The sequence below is a fragment of the Modestobacter sp. KNN46-3 genome, assembly GCF_011039295.1.
In genome coordinates this window covers 1-14,782 of the sequence record NZ_JAAKGN010000128.1, presented here as the reverse complement: position 1 = coordinate 14,782, position 14,782 = coordinate 1, and the positions used below count along the sequence as shown (strand labels likewise).

Sequence of the window (14,782 nt, the reverse complement as noted above, 5' to 3'; positions counted from 1 at the left end):
GCCGGGCGGGCATCAACGTGACCCGGATCCGGGTGATGGCGTTCGTCATCTCCTCCAGCCTGGCCGCGATCAGCGGCATCCTCGCCACCTCGCGGCTGAGCTCGGTGACGCCGGACGCCGGTGCGGGCAACACGCTGCTGTACGCGGTCGGTGCCGCGGTCATCGGTGGCACCAGCCTCTTCGGCGGGCGAGGACGGGCCCGCGACGCACTGCTCGGTGGCCTGGTCATCGCGATCATCGCCAACGGGCTGGGGCTGCTGGGGGTGGCGGCGTACCTGAACTTCGTCATCACCGGCGGGGTGCTGCTGCTGGCCGCATCGGTGGACGCGCTGGCCCGCCGGCGGGCGGCCACGGCACGCTGATGCCGTGACGACGGCCCGGCCCACGGCACGCTGATGCCGTGACGACGGCCCGGCCCACGGCACGGCGCGCAGTGGCGCGCGCCGTGCCGTGGGCCGCCGTCTCGGTCGCCGAGTGCGACTCGTCCGCCGGGCGTACCGGGCCGGTCCGGCGGAGAGCGGCGACATGAACAGGTACGTGCTGCTGCTGCGTGGGATCAACCTCGGCCGCACCCACCGGGTCGGGATGGCGGACCTGCGGGAGCTGCTCGTCGCCGCGGGGCACCGGGAGGTGCGCACGCTGCTGCAGAGCGGGAACGTCGTGCTCGAGGCGGCCGCACCGGCCGAGGAGCTGAGCCGGTCGGTGGAGCAGGCGCTGGGACACCGGTTCGGCTTCCCGGTCCCGGTCGTCGTCCGCACCGCCGAGCAGTTCCTCGACGTCGTGACCCGTGACCCGCTCGGCGCCGTGGTGACCGACCCGACCCGCTACGTCGTCGCCTTCGCCGCCGCCGAGCTGCCGGTGGAACTGGGGGAGTGGCTGCGCACGGTCGACCTGGGGGACGACGCCTTCGCGGTGCAGGGCCGTGAGCTGTTCCTGTGGTGCCCGCACGGCCAGCTGGACAGCCCGCTCGCCGGAGCCGTGGCCCGTCGGGGCGGCGGGCCGGTGAGCACGGCCCGCAACTGGCGGACCGTGCTCAGGCTGGCCGACCTGCTCCGGGGCTGACCGTCAGCCGGCGGCGATCGCCTCGGTGAGCAGGCCGCCGGTGAGCTCGACCTGCCACTCCCGCGCACCGCCGGCGCGCAGCACCTCGGCCACCGCCGCCGCGTCGGCCGGCCTGGGCGGCGCCCACATCAGCCGCCGGACCAGGTCGGGGGAGAGCAGGTTCTCCACCGGTACCGACCACTGCTCCGACACCTGGGCCAGCGCGGCCCGGGCGGCCTTGAGCCGGGCGGCCGCAGCGGGGTCGCGGTCGCCCCAGCGGTTCACCGGCGGCGGCCCGTCACCGGGGCGGCTGTGCGGCGGCAGCTGGTCCTCCGGCAGTTCGCGGCCCCGGTTCAGCGCGCCGAACCACGTGTTCACCAGCTTCCGGTTCGCCCGCCCCCGGAACACCGGGAGCTCCAGCAGCGCCCCCTCGGTCTTCGGGTCGGCCTGCACCGCCGAGACGATGGCGGCGTCGGGCAGCACCCGGCCGGGGGCGATGTCGCGCCGCCGGGCGAGGTCGTCCCGGGCCTGCCACAGCGCGCGCAGCATGCCCAGCTGGCGACGGTTGCGCAGGCCGTGCATACCGGAGGTCTTCCGCCACGGGTCGACCTTCGGCGCCGGGGGACCGGCGGCCAGGATCGCCTCGAACTCCTGCCGGGCCCACTCGGTCTTGCCCTGTTCCTCCAGGATCTCCGCCAGGGCGTCCCGGAGCTCCACCAGCACCTCGACGTCCAGCGCGGCGTAGACGAGCCAGTCCTCGGGCAGCGGGCGGGTGCTCCAGTCGGCCGCCGAGTGGCCCTTCTGCAGCGACAGGCCCAGCAGCGACTCGACGACGGCGCCCAGCCCGACCCGGGGGAGCCCGGCCAGCCGGGCGGCGAGCTCGGTGTCGAACAGCCGGGCGGGCACCAGACCGAGCTCGGCCAGGCAGGGCAGGTCCTGGTTGGCCGCGTGCAGCACCCACTCGGCGTCGCCGATCGCGGCCTGCACGGCCGTGAGGTCCGGCAGCGGCACCGGGTCGATCAGGCCGGTGCCGGCGCCGGCCCGGCGGATCTGCACCAGGTAGGCGCTCTGGCCGTAGCGGTACCCGGAGGCGCGTTCGGCGTCCACGGCGACCGGGCCGCTGCCGGCGGCCAGGGCGTCGGCGTAGGCGACCAGTGCGGTCGAGGTCTCGACGACCGGGGGCAGCCCGTCGCGCGGGGCGAGCAGCGGGGTCGCCGGCGGTCCCTCGTCGACGGCGGGCTCCGCCCCGGGGTCGGTGGGCACCTCGGTGCCCGGGTCGGTGGTCACTCGATGACCCCCGAGCGCAGGCCCAACGCCACCATGTGCGCCCGGTCGCCGGTGCCCAGCTTGCGCGCGATGCGCGCCAGGTGGCTCTTCACGGTCAGTGCGGACAGGTCCACCTTCTCGCCGATCTCCTTGTTCGTGTGCCCGTCGGCGACGAGCCGCAGGATGTCCCGTTCTCGGGCGGACAACTCCCCGACAGCTTCCTCCACCCCGCTCCGGGTGAGCCCCCGGGCCAGGCTGGTGGCGATCCCGGGGTCCGCGAAGACCTCCCCGGACAGCGACGCGCGCAGCCCTCCGGTCACCGTGGCCAGCGGGCTGGTCTTGAGCAGGTAGCCCTGCACCCCGGCCAGGAAGGCCGCACGGACGACGGCCGGGTCGGTGACCGAGGTCAGCACGACGGTCACCGGCCAGCCCTCGGTGCGCAGGGTGGGGAGCAGTTCCAGTCCGCGCCCGTGGTCCCCGCCGCGGCCCGCGGCCTCCGGCTCGACCTCGGGCAGGTCGACCTCCAGCACGCACAGTGCCCGCGGGCCGGACACGTGGGCGCGGACCCGAGCCTCCTCCAGGGAGGCGGCCTCCTCGACGTCCCGGGCGCCCAGCGTGCGCAGCCGGCCGGCCAGGGCCTCCCGGACGAGCGGGAACGGGTCGACGACCAGGGCGCTGGCGTGCGGACCGAAGAGGACGCCGTCGGACCACGGCTGGCCCTGGGGCATCGGCCCTCCCGTCGTCGGACCGGGCCGACGACCAGGTGATCAACGGGTGATCACCTGGCGAACGGCCCGGCGTGTCCGCGCACTCGGCCGACGTCCGACTACGCCGAGTGGAGTACGGACGTCGAGTCTAGGCGTCGTCCGGGCCGGTCTGCTCGGTCGCGGCGAGCAGCCGGATCCCCGGAGGCGGCAGCCCGGCGGCCACACCGAGCACCTCGAGGAAGGCGGTGAGGTGCCGGTCGAGGTCGGTGCCCTCCGCCGTCCAGGACGCGCGGATCTCGACGTCGACCGAGTGCTCCGGGGCGGCGATCGAACCGAAGCGGGTGGAGGCGGTGCGGGTGACCGTGCCGCCGACGGAGTGGTGGGCGGCCCCGGACTCGGCCAGCGCGTCGGTCAGCCAGCTCCACGCGACCTCGGAGAACATGCTGTCGTCGACCATGTCGGAGTCGGTGCTGGCCGAGACGTAGCCGACGCAGCGGGTGGTGCCCTGCCAGGCGTCGTGCCCCTCCGGGTCGTACAGCAGGATGAACCGGCCGCTGGCCAGCTCCTCCTCCTCGTCCTCGGGGTGGGCGACCCGCACGCCGATGGCGGAGGACCACGGAGCGAGTCGTTGCGGCGCCGGGATCTGCTCGACGACGACCTCCGGCCGTGGGCGCACCGTGGCCAGCGCCTCCAGGGCGGCCTGGAACGCGGCCGGCCGCTCCGGCGGCGGGGCGCCGTCGTCGAGGCGCTTGCGCTGCTGAGCCACGTGCGCAGGGTAGGTCGCCCACCACCGGAGTGGCCGCCCCGACGCGCCGCCCCGCCCAGCCGACGCACAGCCGTGACCTCCGCTGCCCCCGAACCGGTGGAGGGGCCTGGTGGAGAGGGGCAGAGCCGGCCACGGTGACGTCTGGGAGGATCGGCGTCCGTGGGAACAGCTGCAGGACCGGCCGCCGACTCCGATCTCGTCCGGGCGATGAGGGGCCTGCCGGTCTCGCGCACGCCGGTCTGGTTCATGCGCCAGGCCGGCCGGTCGCTGCCGGAGTACCGCGCGTTGCGTGAGGGCACCGCGATGCTCCAGGCCTGCCAGGACCCCGACCTGGTCACCGAGATCACGATGCAGCCGGTCCGCCGGCACGGCGTCGACGCGGCGATCCTCTTCTCCGACATCGTGCTGCCCCTGGTGGTGGCCGGGGTCGACATCGAGATCAAGCCGGGCGTCGGCCCGGTGATCGCCTCGCCGTTGCGCACCGTCGCCGACGTCGACGCGCTCCCGGCCCTGGAGCCCGACCGGCTGGAGTTCCTGGCCACCGCCGTCCAGCGGCTGGTCGCCGAGCTCGGTGCCACGCCGCTGATCGGCTTCGCCGGGGCGCCGTTCACCCTCGCGACCTATCTGATCGAGGGTGGTCCCTCCAAGGAGCACGCCCGCACCAAGGCGTTCATGTACGCCGAGCCCGCGGCCTGGCAGCGGCTGCTGGAACGGCTCGCCGTCAGCGCGGCGACGTTCCTGCGCGTGCAGGTCGACGCCGGCGCCAGCGCCGTGCAGCTCTTCGACTCCTGGGCGGGGGTCCTGTCCGCTGCCGACTACGCCGGGCGGGTGCTGCCGCACTCGCGCGCCGTCTTCGACGGGCTGGCCCGCCCGGAGGTGCCCAAGGTGCACTTCGGCGTGGGCACGGGGGAGCTGCTGCCGCTGATCGGCGACGCCGGTGCCGACGTCGTCGGCGTCGACTGGCGGGTGCCGCTGGACGAGGCGGCCCGCCGTGTCGGTCCGGGGTACTCGCTGCAGGGCAACCTCGACCCCGCCGTCCTGCTGGCCGACCGGGAGACCGTCGACCGCGAGGTCCGCCGCATCGTCGAGCAGGGCCGGGCCGCCCGCGGGCACGTGTTCAACCTCGGCCACGGCGTGCTGCCGGACACCGACCCCGGCGTGCTGACCCACGTCGTGGAGCTGGTGCACGAGCTCACCGCGAGATGAGCGCGCCCCGGCTGGTCGTCGTGGGCGCCGGGATCACCGGGCTCACCGCGGCGTTCGAGTGGCACCGCGCGCACCCGGACGGCGAGGTCGTCGTCCTGGAGGCCGGCGGCCGCATCGGCGGCAAGCTGGACCGGGTCGACCTCGCCGGTCGCTGGTACGACACCGGCCCCGAGGCGGTGCTCGCCCGGGTCCCCGAGGCGGTCGAGCTGATCGAGCAGCTCGGCCTGGCCGACCAGCTGGTGCCGGCCCAGACCACCCAGGCCGCCATCGTGCTGCCCGAGGGCCGGTTCCCGCTCCCGGCCGGCACGCTCCAGGGCGTGCCGACGACCGCCGACGGCCTCGACGGCGTGCTGACCCCGGCCGGGGTCGCCCGGGTGCGGGCCGAGGCGGAACTGCCCCCGCTGCGACTGGACGGCGACGTCTCCGTCGGCGGCCTGCTGCGGGAGCGGCTCGGCGACGAGGTCGTCGACCGGCTCGTCGAGCCGCTGCTGGGCGGTGTCTACGCCGGCCGCCCCGACGACCTCTCCCTCGCCGCCACCATGCCCGCGCTCGCCGCTGAGCTGCCGGCTGCCACCTCTCTGCTGGGGGCCGCCGTCGCCGCCCGGGACGCCGGAGCCCGCAGCCGCGGCGACGTCGACGGCCCGGTGTTCGTCACGGTCCGCGACGGCATCGGCTCGCTGCCCGACGCCCTGGTGCGTGCCTCGGGCGCCGAGGTGCGGCTGGAGACCCGGGTGACGGCGCTGCGCCGCACCCCCGCCGGCTTCGAGCTGGACGTCGACGGCGGCGGGACGCTGACCGCCGACGCCGTCGTGCTGGCCACCCCGGCCGGCCCGGCCGCCCGGCTGCTCGCCGACGTCGCCCCCGATGCCGTCCAGCCGCTGCAGGAGATCCCGTACGCCTCGATGGCCGTGGTCGCCATGGCCTTCCCCGACCAGCCGGTCGCGGCCGGTTCGGGGCTGCTCGTGCCGCCGGTGACCGGCCGGCTGGTCAAGGGCGTCACCGTCTCCTCGTCCAAGTGGCCGCACCTGTCCGGCCCCGACGGCGCTCCGGTGCTCCGGGTCCGGTCGTCGGTGGGCCGGTTCGGCGACGACGCCGCCCTGCAGCGGGACGACGCCGAGCTCACCGCCGCCGTGGTCGCCGACGTCGCCGAGCTGCTGGACCTGGGGCGGCCTGAGCCGGTGCAGACCGAGCTGGTCCGCTGGGTCGACGGGCTCCCGCAGTACCTGGTCGGGCACCCGCAGCGGGTCACCGCGATCCGGTCCGCGGTCGACGCCGTCCCCGGGCTCGCCGTGGCCGGGGCGGCCTACGGCGGCGTCGGCGTGCCGGCCTGCGTCCGTGACGCACGCCGGGCGGTCCAGGCGCTGGGCTAGCTGGCACCGCCCGACGCGCCGGAGGCCGGCACCCCGCTCGGGTGCCGGCCTCCGGTGGGAAGTGCAGCGGACTCAGTTCTGCGCTGCCTCGGCCTGCCACATCCAGTGGTGCTTCTCCAGCGCCCCCGTGATCTCGATGATCAGGTCCTGGGTGACCTCATCGTCCTCGGTGGCCTCGATGCGGTCGCGCATCCGGGCCACGATCAGGGTGAAGACGTCGACGAAGTAGCGGATCGCGTCGTCGGCGTGCACCCACTCCACCGGCGGCTGGGGGATGCCGCTGGACTGCACCGTGCCGGCGCGGCCGTCGGGCAGCACGCCGATCGCGGCGGCCCGCTCGGCGGCGGTGTCCTGGTACTCGCGGGCAGTGGCGACGACGTCGTCCAGCTGCAGGTGGATGCTGCGGAAGTTGCGGCCCACCAGCGTCCAGTGCACCTGCTTGCCGATCAGGCTCAGGTCGATCAGGTCGACGACGGCACCCTGCAGCGCCTCGCCGGTGACCTTCTGGACGTCCTCGGACAACGGGCTCTCGATCACGGCCATGCTGTTCCTCCTACGGTCGGGAAGGTGTACGTCCGGTACAAGATCCAGACTGAGGCTGGTGTTCCCGGTCCCCGGAGGGACGTGCACGCCCGTGTCGTGCCTCACGGGCCGGGTGGACCGACGTCCCGCACCGCCCCACGGACCGGCGGTCCACAATGAGGACATGAGCGAGCAGACCGAAGAGCGCAGCATCGGCAAGCGGGCGAACGAGCTGAACGCCCTCATCCGCTACACGATGTGGTCGGTGTTCAAGCTGGCCCGCCCCCTCGACGACGACCAGCGCAGCGCCGCCGCCGACGAGGTCACCGCGCTCTTCGAGGAGCTGGCCGGCAAGGACGTCGTCGTCCGTGGCGTCTACGACGTCGCCGGTCTGCGCGCCGACGCCGACCTGATGATCTGGTGGCACGCCGAGACCCCGGAGGCGCTGCAGGAGGCCTATGGCCGGTTCCGCCGCACCACCCTGGGCCGCCGCCTCGAGCCCGTCTGGTCGCAGATGGCGCTGCACCGCCCCGCCGAGTTCAACCGGAGCCACGTGCCGGCGTTCCTCGCCGACGAGGAGCCGCGCCGCTTCGTCTGCGTCTACCCGTTCGTGCGCTCCTACGAGTGGTACCTGCTCCCCGAGGAGGAGCGGCGGGACATGCTCAAGGAGCACGGCATGCAGGCCCGGCCCTACCCCGACGTGCGGGCCAACACCGTCTCCTCGTTCGGGCTCGGCGACTACGAGTGGATGCTCGCCTTCGAGGCCGACGAACTGCACCGCATCGTCGACCTGATGCGCGACCTGCGCGCCAGCCGGGCCCGCCGGCACGTGCGCGAGGAGGTGCCGTTCTACACCGGCACCCGCAAGCAGGTCGCAGAGCTGGTGGCTGATCTGCCGTGATGATGGTCGTCCTCCGGACGACACCGCGGCCAGGAGCCGTGCCCGGGCTGCGCCGAGCCGCTGGCCGCGGTTCCCGGCGGGACCCTCCGGGCCCGCGCCGGGTCCCGCGGGGTCGCTGGCGCGACAGAGCGGCGGGTACGTACTCGTTCCCCTGAACTCGTACCCCGTGCTCGTTGCCCAGCGCGACAGAGGCCCGTACCCCAGGTGGGGTACGGGCCTCTGTCGTCTTCCGTCTGTGCTGCTCAGCTCTCGGCGGGGTCCAGCTTGATGCTGACGGAGTTGATGCAGTAGCGGTCGCCGGTGGGGGTCTGGGGGGCGTCGGCGAAGACGTGGCCGAGGTGGCTGTGGCAGCTGCCGCAGAGGACCTCGGTGCGACGCATCCCGAGGGTCGTGTCGTCGCGGAGGACGACGTTGTCCTGCTCGGACGGCTCGTAGAACGACGGCCAGCCGCAGTGCGAGTCGAACTTCGTCTCGGAGCGGAAGAGCTCGGCGCCGCAGGCCCGGCAGGAGTAGGTGCCGACCGCCTTGGTGTCGACGTACTCACCGGTCCACGGCCGCTCGGTACCCGCCTGGCGGAGCACGGCGTACTCCCCCGGCGACAGCTGGGCGCGCCACTCCTCGTCGCTCTTGACGACCTGGGGCTGGTGGGCGGAAGTGGTCATGGCCCCACGGTACGGCGGCTCCGCCACCCGTGCCGGGGCCCGTGCCGCCCTGGTCAGCGGCGTCCCGGTGGGGTGCCGGAGGCTGCGGTCAGCCGCGCGGCCACCAGCGGGCGAGCCGGGTGAGCTGGTCCTCGACCACCGGACGGAGCTGGATGCTCGTGCTCGCCGTGGCACCCGAGGTGCCACGCAGCAGCACCTCGTGCGCGCCGGCCTGCAGCGCCGTCGGCGCCCGCACGGGGATGGCGACGGTGCCGTCCGGGCCGACCACGGCAGTGCCGAGCTGCCCCCGGAGGCGCGCGGGCAGCTCGGCGGTGACCTTCTCTTCCGGCGAGAACCCCGTTCCGAGAACGGTCACCTCCTCCTCCCGCAGTGGCCACGGGTCGCTGACCGTCGCGGCGGGTCCGGCCTCAGCGGCGACCGTCGAGCCCGGGTCGGCGGCCGTCGCGAGCGGGTCGGCCGCGAGGTCACCGGGCTCGCTCAGCCCGTCGGTCGCGGTGACGACCACGGGCAGCGGGTCGGAGCCGGAGGTGGACGCGGCGCCGGCCGGTCCGACGGTGGACACCACGAGGGTCAGACCGAGGAGAGAGCCGACGACCGGGCCGAGGACGACGGCGCGGAGCCTGCTGCGTCGGGACACGGATCTCCTCGGGCGGGCGGCGCGAGCTCGCGTGCGGGGCGGTGGACACCCCGATCCTGTCATCGCCCAGTGCAAGGGTCGATCAACATCCGGTAACGAAGTTCGCCCCGCTAAGCAGCCGTCGGGTGACCGGCGGCGTGCGGTCGCGCTGCCCTGGTCCGGTGCTCGTACCGTGGGCGCGGCGCCGCGTCCGGTGGCGCCGCCGTCCGCCGAGAGGACCCATGAGCACCCCGCAGCCCCTGGCCGACACCTGGTTCACCCGCGACCTCCCCGTACTGCGGGCGATCGTCCGGCTGATCGACGAACCGCCGCACGGCAGCGCCCCCTACCTCGGCGCGGTCGTGCCGGCCAGCGGCCTGCCCAAGCCGCAGGTCGTCTCCGCGGCCAACGCGCTGGTCACCGCCGGCTACGCCGAGGCGCTCACCAACCACGCCGGCGAGATCGTCCGGTTCACCGCCGTCTCGGGGGAGGCCCGCCGGCTCACCGGTCTGTGGCCCACGCCGCAGAGCGAGTGGGACCGCCTGCTGGAGCAGGCCGGCGCCCGGGCTGCCAGCGCGATGACCGACGTGGAGCGGGAGCGCTGGCGGGCCTTCGCCGACGCCGCGGCTGCGATCGGGCCCGACGACGGGGCGTTGCTGATGTCCGCCCTGATCGGCGGGTACGTGCCCCGGGCGCGCTGACCACCGGGGCCGGACGCGACAGTGCCCCCGTCCGGTTTCCCGGGCGGGGGCACTGTCGGTGGTTCGAGAGGGCTGCGTTCAGCTCCTCGGTCTGGAGATCAGACCGGGTTGACGTTCGCCGCCTGCGGGCCCTTCTGGCCCTGCTCGATGTCGAACGAGATGCGCTGGCCCTCATCGAGCGAGCGGTACCCGCTGGTCTGGATGGCCGAGTAGTGGACGAAGACGTCCGGGCCGCCGCCGTCCGGGGTGGCGAAGCCAAACCCCTTCTCTGCGTTGAACCACTTCACTGTTCCTTCGGGCATTGCTCGCTCCTAGCTGAGGTCGTGCGTCGGGGTCCTGCCAATGCGCAGGGCCTTCCCGACGAGTACGACCCTAGCGGGTTCCGGCGATCTTTGGGAGGTCAGGGGCAAGAAGATCCCCGGCGAGCCGGTCCGGGCCGTGGCGCGGAGGGTCAGAGCAGCCGTCCGGAGGCGTCCCGGGCGGCGTCCTCGGACCACGCCTGGCGGGCGTACGCGTTCGGTGCGTAGGCATCTGACGTGCAGTTCTCCTGAGCCGGGCCGCTCCTGGTCCTCCCCGTCGGACGGGGTGGGGCAGCGGGCAGCGCGAGCGGCCCCGGCCGCCAGGCCTGCACGGTCAGCGGCTCGGGGGCCGCCCACTCCTCGAGCGCCAGCCGGGCCCGTTCCTGTGCGACCGTCCGCAGGTGGCGGCGCCAGCGGTGTCCGGCGAGGTCGATCCCCACCAACACGGCGACGAGCACGGCGACGGTCAGGAAGGCGTTGGTCAGCGCGGTCGCGACGTCCAGGGGCGTGAGCTCGGGCCAGCTGACCTGCTCCAACTGGTGGCCGACGACCTCGATGACGACGTACAGCACGCCGTACACCAGGACCGCGACCCGCATGACCCTGCTCCTCGCCTGTCTGACCGTGGGACCGAACGGTTCCTCAACGACAGGAAGCGCCCCGCGCGACAGCGCTGTCCGGCTCGCTCACCCCAGCGGGTGAGGGAGCCGTCGTTGCCCGCCCGTCGCCGGCCGGGGGGGCGTCACCGGCGTCGACTGCGGCCCGTCAGTGCGACGGCGGCCGGTCGTCGTCCTGGCGGTCGTCCTCGCGGTCGTCCTGGCGGTCGTCCTCGCCCTGCTGCTCCGCCCGGCGCTGCGCCCGCAGGGCGTCCTGCTCGCGCCGGCGCCGGATCTCCCGCCGGGCCAGGTAGGCGGCCAGCAGGACGGGCCAGACGAACTGGGCCTTGTCGGCGATCCACCGGACCCAGGCCGGGGCCTGCCAGTCCGGCAGGTCCACGTCGGGCAGGTCCACGTCGGGCCAGGGGATCGAGGGCAGGTCGACGTCCGGCCACGGGATCGACGGCAGGTCCCAGTCGGGCCAGGGGAGTGCGACGGTCAGCCGGACGGCGAGCAGCCCGAGCAGCAGCGGGAGGACCACCTTCGCCACGCCGCCGGCCACGGCGAGCACCGCGTACCGGCGAGGGTGCTGACGGATCCGCTCCTCCCGGAGCGCGGCCGGGGACCCCGGCTCCGGTTCCAGGTCGATCCCGCCGGTGCCGAGCGCCGCGCGCACGACGGCGCCGCCTGCGGGCGGGTACCAGGTGGCCCGCTTCGGCTTCCCGAGGCCGGTGTACTGCACCGTGACCGAGCCGACGTCCGGCTCGACGGCGGCCGGCTGGTCGTCCGGGCTGACGTCGTCCTCGCCCTTGAGCCGGTCACCCGGCTTGAGCCGCACGGTGTCCTCGCTGGACTTCGTGGCGGCCACCGGCTGCCCGTCGACGCGCCACCGCACCGTCCGCGAGACGGAACCGGTCGTCTCCACCCGGTGCCGGCGCCCCTCCGCCACCAGGTCCCAGGCCTGCGTCGGCTGATCGGCCACGGGGCGACGCTAGCGCGGCGAGCCCTCGGCTCAGTCCTCCGTGGCGGGGACCTTCTTCGCGCGGCTGGGCTGCACCCGCATCGGCTCGCCGGGCATCTTCGGGTAGTCCGGTGGATAGGGCATCTCACCCAGCCCGAGGTCGCGCTCCTGCTGGTCGGCCAGCTCGACCAGCGGCGTGATGTCGAAGGCGTGGTCGGCGAGGCCAGCGTGCTTGTCGCCGACGGCGGCGAACCGGGCCGGCATGGTGAGCACGTCGAAGTCGAAGGGCGAGACGTCGGGCAGTTCGTCCCAGTCGACCGGGGCGCTCACCGGAGCGTGCGCCTTGGCCCGGATCGAGTAGGCACTGGCGATCGTGCGGTCCCGGGCCATCTGGTTGTAGTCGATGAAGATCTTCTCGCCGCGCTCCTCCTTCCACCAGTTCATCGTCACCCGGTCGGGGATGCGCCGTTCCAGCTCTCGGCCGAACGCGATCACCGCCCGGCGCACCTCGGGGAAGGTCCAGCGCGGCTGGATCGGCACGTAGACGTGCACGCCTCGTCCGCCGGACGTCTTCGGCCACCCCTCCATGCCGAACTCGTGCAGCAGTTCGCGCACGTGCGGGGCCACCTGGACGGCGTCGGAGAAGTCGGTGCCCGGCTGCGGGTCGAGGTCGATCCGGATCTGGTCGGGGGACTCGACGTCGCCCTTGGAGACCGGCCACGGGTGGAAGGTCAGCGTCCCCAGGTTGGCGCACCACGCGACGACGGCGACCGAGTCCGGGGCGATCTCGTCGGCGGTCCGCCCGCTGGGGAAGGTGATGTGCGCCGTCGGCACCCACTCGGGGGCGTTCTTCGGCACCCGCTTCTGGTAGAACGCGTCGCCGGTGTTGTCGACCCGGGTGGAGAGCCGGGCGCCCTCGAACACGCCGCCCGGCCAGCGCTCGAGCGTCGTCGGCCGGTCGCGCAGCGCGGACAGGATGCCCTCGCCGACGGCGACGAAGTACTCGACGACGTCGATCTTGCGGATGCCCTTGTCCCCGAAGTACGGCTTCTCCGGGTTGCTCACCCGCACCTCGTGGCCGTCGAGCTCGAGGACGACGGCGTCCTTGCTGCTGGCCATGGGGCTCCGTTTCGGGTCAGGCAGGACCGGGTGGGAGGCCGATCTTGCCGGAGCCGGTCACGCGGGGCAGGTCAGCCCGTCCTGCGGGACGGCGAGGTCGATCAGGTAGGCGTTCACGGCCGCCGTCACGCACTCGGTCTTCGGGTAGGCAGTGTGCCCGTTGCCCTCCCAGGTGAGCAGAACGCCGTTCTCCAGGTCCTCCGCGAGGTCGACGGCGCCGGCCAGGGGAGTGACCGGGTCGCCCTGCGTGCCGATGACCAGGATGGGCGGGCTGCCCGCGGCGTCCCGCTCGGGCAGGGGCGTGCGCGGGGCCTCCCAGGCGGAGCACGTGTAGAGCCCCAGGGCGGCGTCGGCGCCGAAGAGCGGGTACCGGGCGTTCCAGTCCGCCACCAGGGCCTGCACGTCGGTGGCTGCGTACTCCTCGTCGGTGTCGGCGCAGTTCACCGCCAGGTTCGCGTCGACCACGTTGCTGTAGGTGCCGTCGTCGTTGCGGCCGGTGTAGGTGTCAGCGAGGGTCAGGATGCCGGCGGCGTCACCGTTGCGGGCGGCGGCCAGCGACTGGGCCAGCTGCGGCCAGGCCGAGGGCTGGTAGAGCGCCGAGCGGACGCCGCCCAGGATCAGCCCGGGCGTCGCCTGCCGGGTCTCGCCCTCGCGGCTGCTCGGGATCGGGGTCGTGGCGGCCTGGGCCAGCAGGTCGTTGAGGAACGCCCGCGGGTCGGGCCCGAGCGGGCAGCCGCTGATCAGCGACAGGCAGTTGGCGGCGAAGGCGTCATAGGCGGCCTCGAAGCCCTGAGCCCGCGCCTCGGCCGCCTCCTGCGCGGTGGTGTCGGGGTCGACCGCGCCGTCGAGCACCATCGCGCGCACCTGTTCGGGGAACAGCTCGGCGTAGGTGGAGCCCAGCGTGGTGCCGTACGAGTAGCCCAGGTAGTTGAGCTGGTCGTCACCGAGGGACTGCCGGACCAGGTCCATGTCGCGGGCCGCGTCGACCGTGTCGAAGGCGCCCAGCGCCTCCTGGTACTCCTCGGCGCAGCCGGCGGCGACCTCCTCGACCTGGCTGAACAGGGCGTCCTGCGCGGCGGCGTCGGTGGCCCGCGGGTCGGCCGCGAACAGCTCGTCCTTCTGCTCGTCGGAGATGCACTCGACGGGGGTGGACAGCCCCGTCCCGCGAGGGTCGAGGCCGACGATGTCGAACTGGTTGACGACCGCCTCGGGGAGGGTCAGCGCCGCCTGGATGGCCGCATCGGCCGCGGACTGTCCGGGGCCACCGGGGTTCACCATCAGCGAGCCGATCGGGTAGGTCTGCCCGGCGAGGCTGGCCCGCACCAGGAACAGCTGCAGGGTGCCGCCCTCGGGATCGTCGTAGCTGACCGGCACCGTCGTCGTCCCGCAGGAGAAGACGAGGTCGCGCTCCGCACCTGGTCGCCCGGCGATGATCGGGTCGATCTGGCTGTCGCAGTCGGTCCAGTCGATCAGCTGCGGCTCCGGCGCGGCCGGCGTCTCCGGAGCAGCGCTGGTCGCGGCCGTCTCGCCCTCGTCGGAGGAGGTGCACCCGGCGACGGTCAGAGCGAGGGCGAGGAACGCTCCTCCGGTGGCGGCCAGGCGGCGGTGCGCGGTCATGATCGGCAAGGGTAGGAGGCGAACCTGGGAGTGGCAGCAAGGTACGGCGTGAGGAACCGCTCAGCGCGCCGCGAGATCAGCCGCCCGCTGCTCACCCCACCCGGTGCTCACCCACCCGCTGCTCAGCCGCCCAGGACCTCGGCGAGGTCGTAGCGGACCGGGACCTCCAGTTGCTCGTAAGTGCACGACCGGGCGTCCCGGTCGGTGCGCCAGCGCAGAAAGTGGCCGGTGTGCCGCAGCCGGCTGCCCTCCAGCTGGTCGTACTTGATCTCCACCACCAGCTCCGGCCGCAGCGGCACCCAGGAGAGGTCCTTGCCGGCGTTCCAGCGGCTGGTCGCCCCCGGCATCCGGTGCTCGCCGTCCTCACCCGTCTGGGCGTTGGCCCAGTCCTGCCACGGGTGTCCGTCCAGCGCCTCGGCCCGGTAGGGGGCG

The 14,782-nt window shown here is 74.1% G+C and carries 16 protein-coding genes and 2 pseudogenes; 6 read left to right on the top strand and 12 right to left on the bottom strand.

All coding sequences use genetic code 11. The features are described from left to right. Both G5C62_RS20535 and G5C62_RS20530 read left to right on the top strand, forming a co-directional pair. Positions 1 to 362: pseudogene (locus G5C62_RS20535) on the top strand (ABC transporter permease); the annotation flags it as partial. A gap of 163 nt (positions 363 to 525) precedes the next feature. After that, positions 526 to 1,062, top strand: coding sequence for a DUF1697 domain-containing protein (locus G5C62_RS20530; protein ID WP_164702462.1), 537 nt, complete (start codon positions 526 to 528; stop codon positions 1,060 to 1,062). A 3-nt stretch (positions 1,063 to 1,065) separates the two neighbouring features. Here the strand turns inward: G5C62_RS20530 and G5C62_RS20525 are convergent, their stop codons facing one another. The 3 genes from G5C62_RS20525 to G5C62_RS20515 form a co-directional block, all read right to left on the bottom strand. Continuing rightward, positions 1,066 to 2,328, bottom strand: coding sequence for a ribonuclease D (locus tag G5C62_RS20525; RefSeq protein WP_241176030.1), 1,263 nt, complete (start codon positions 2,326 to 2,328; stop codon positions 1,066 to 1,068). Further along, positions 2,325 to 3,035, bottom strand: coding sequence for a response regulator transcription factor (locus tag G5C62_RS20520; protein ID WP_036338804.1), 711 nt, complete (start codon positions 3,033 to 3,035; stop codon positions 2,325 to 2,327). The genes G5C62_RS20525 and G5C62_RS20520 overlap by 4 nt, the downstream gene beginning before the upstream one ends. Before the next feature lie 127 nt (positions 3,036 to 3,162). After that, positions 3,163 to 3,780: a DUF3000 domain-containing protein gene (locus G5C62_RS20515; protein WP_036338802.1), complete on the bottom strand. Its 618-nt coding sequence runs from the start codon at positions 3,778 to 3,780 to the stop codon at positions 3,163 to 3,165. Between the two features lie 159 nt (positions 3,781 to 3,939). Here G5C62_RS20515 and hemE point away from each other — a divergent pair, with 159 nt between their 5' ends. Beyond that, positions 3,940 to 4,986 (top strand): uroporphyrinogen decarboxylase, encoded by a 1,047-nt coding sequence (hemE, locus tag G5C62_RS20510; protein WP_206330755.1) that lies wholly within the window; start codon positions 3,940 to 3,942, stop codon positions 4,984 to 4,986. Further along, positions 4,983 to 6,356 (top strand): protoporphyrinogen oxidase, encoded by a 1,374-nt coding sequence (gene hemG, locus G5C62_RS20505; RefSeq protein ID WP_164702461.1) that lies wholly within the window; start codon positions 4,983 to 4,985, stop codon positions 6,354 to 6,356. The genes hemE and hemG overlap by 4 nt, the downstream gene beginning before the upstream one ends. Positions 6,357 to 6,428: 72 nt before the next feature. Here the strand turns inward: hemG and G5C62_RS20500 are convergent, their stop codons facing one another. Then, entirely contained in the window at positions 6,429 to 6,899 is a 471-nt protein-coding gene (locus tag G5C62_RS20500) for a Dps family protein (RefSeq protein WP_164702460.1), read from the bottom strand. Positions 6,900 to 7,062: 163 nt separating this feature from the next. Between G5C62_RS20500 and hemQ the strand changes: the two genes are divergently transcribed. Beyond that, positions 7,063 to 7,779: a hydrogen peroxide-dependent heme synthase gene (gene hemQ / locus G5C62_RS20495; protein WP_164702459.1), complete on the top strand. Its 717-nt coding sequence runs from the start codon at positions 7,063 to 7,065 to the stop codon at positions 7,777 to 7,779. A 242-nt stretch (positions 7,780 to 8,021) separates the two neighbouring features. Here hemQ and msrB read toward each other — a convergent pair whose 3' ends face one another. Then, on the bottom strand, positions 8,022 to 8,441 hold the full coding sequence (gene msrB, locus G5C62_RS20490; protein ID WP_164702458.1) for a peptide-methionine (R)-S-oxide reductase MsrB: 420 nt from the start codon (positions 8,439 to 8,441) through the stop codon (positions 8,022 to 8,024). An 88-nt stretch (positions 8,442 to 8,529) separates the two neighbouring features. Then, complete coding sequence (locus G5C62_RS20485) at positions 8,530 to 9,078, bottom strand: hypothetical protein (RefSeq protein WP_164702457.1); 549 nt, start codon at positions 9,076 to 9,078, stop codon at positions 8,530 to 8,532. Between the two features lie 221 nt (positions 9,079 to 9,299). Between G5C62_RS20485 and G5C62_RS20480 the strand changes: the two genes are divergently transcribed. Next, the gene (locus G5C62_RS20480; protein ID WP_036338783.1) at positions 9,300 to 9,758 is read left to right on the top strand and encodes a hypothetical protein; all 459 of its coding nucleotides are present in this window, start codon (positions 9,300 to 9,302) and stop codon (positions 9,756 to 9,758) included. Positions 9,759 to 9,856: 98 nt separating this feature from the next. Here the strand turns inward: G5C62_RS20480 and G5C62_RS20475 are convergent, their stop codons facing one another. From G5C62_RS20475 to G5C62_RS20450, 6 genes and pseudogenes are all read right to left on the bottom strand, one after another. Continuing rightward, positions 9,857 to 10,060 carry a cold-shock protein gene (locus G5C62_RS20475; protein WP_014741881.1) on the bottom strand — a complete coding sequence of 68 codons (204 nt, stop codon included), beginning with the start codon at positions 10,058 to 10,060 and terminating at the stop codon, positions 9,857 to 9,859. A gap of 149 nt (positions 10,061 to 10,209) precedes the next feature. Beyond that, complete coding sequence (locus G5C62_RS20470) at positions 10,210 to 10,656, bottom strand: hypothetical protein (RefSeq protein ID WP_036338772.1); 447 nt, start codon at positions 10,654 to 10,656, stop codon at positions 10,210 to 10,212. 166 nt (positions 10,657 to 10,822) lie between these two features. Beyond that, positions 10,823 to 11,635, bottom strand: coding sequence for a hypothetical protein (locus G5C62_RS20465; RefSeq protein WP_164702456.1), 813 nt, complete (start codon positions 11,633 to 11,635; stop codon positions 10,823 to 10,825). Between the two features lie 30 nt (positions 11,636 to 11,665). Then, entirely contained in the window at positions 11,666 to 12,733 is a 1,068-nt protein-coding gene (ligD, locus tag G5C62_RS20460) for a non-homologous end-joining DNA ligase (RefSeq protein WP_164702455.1), read from the bottom strand. A gap of 57 nt (positions 12,734 to 12,790) precedes the next feature. Continuing rightward, complete coding sequence (locus G5C62_RS20455) at positions 12,791 to 14,350, bottom strand: alpha/beta hydrolase (RefSeq protein WP_164702454.1); 1,560 nt, start codon at positions 14,348 to 14,350, stop codon at positions 12,791 to 12,793. Between the two features lie 122 nt (positions 14,351 to 14,472). Further along, positions 14,473 to 14,782, bottom strand: a pseudogene (locus tag G5C62_RS20450) (ATP-dependent DNA ligase); the annotation flags it as partial.

What these genes read in the sequence shown, in the direction of transcription:
- G5C62_RS20530 (WP_164702462.1), top strand. Translation starts at nt 526, where the DNA reads ATGAACAGGTACGTGCTGCTGCTGCGTGGGATCAACCTCGGCCGCACC.
- G5C62_RS20520 (WP_036338804.1), bottom strand. Translation starts at nt 3,035, where the DNA reads ATGCCCCAGGGCCAGCCGTGGTCCGACGGCGTCCTCTTCGGTCCGCAC.
- hemG (WP_164702461.1), top strand. Translation starts at nt 4,983, where the DNA reads ATGAGCGCGCCCCGGCTGGTCGTCGTGGGCGCCGGGATCACCGGGCTC.
- G5C62_RS20500 (WP_164702460.1), bottom strand. Translation starts at nt 6,899, where the DNA reads ATGGCCGTGATCGAGAGCCCGTTGTCCGAGGACGTCCAGAAGGTCACC.
- hemQ (WP_164702459.1), top strand. Translation starts at nt 7,063, where the DNA reads ATGAGCGAGCAGACCGAAGAGCGCAGCATCGGCAAGCGGGCGAACGAG.
- msrB (WP_164702458.1), bottom strand. Translation starts at nt 8,441, where the DNA reads ATGACCACTTCCGCCCACCAGCCCCAGGTCGTCAAGAGCGACGAGGAG.
- G5C62_RS20480 (WP_036338783.1), top strand. Translation starts at nt 9,300, where the DNA reads ATGAGCACCCCGCAGCCCCTGGCCGACACCTGGTTCACCCGCGACCTC.
- G5C62_RS20475 (WP_014741881.1), bottom strand. Translation starts at nt 10,060, where the DNA reads ATGCCCGAAGGAACAGTGAAGTGGTTCAACGCAGAGAAGGGGTTTGGC.
- G5C62_RS20470 (WP_036338772.1), bottom strand. Translation starts at nt 10,656, where the DNA reads ATGCGGGTCGCGGTCCTGGTGTACGGCGTGCTGTACGTCGTCATCGAG.
- ligD (WP_164702455.1), bottom strand. Translation starts at nt 12,733, where the DNA reads ATGGCCAGCAGCAAGGACGCCGTCGTCCTCGAGCTCGACGGCCACGAG.
- G5C62_RS20455 (WP_164702454.1), bottom strand. Translation starts at nt 14,350, where the DNA reads ATGACCGCGCACCGCCGCCTGGCCGCCACCGGAGGAGCGTTCCTCGCC.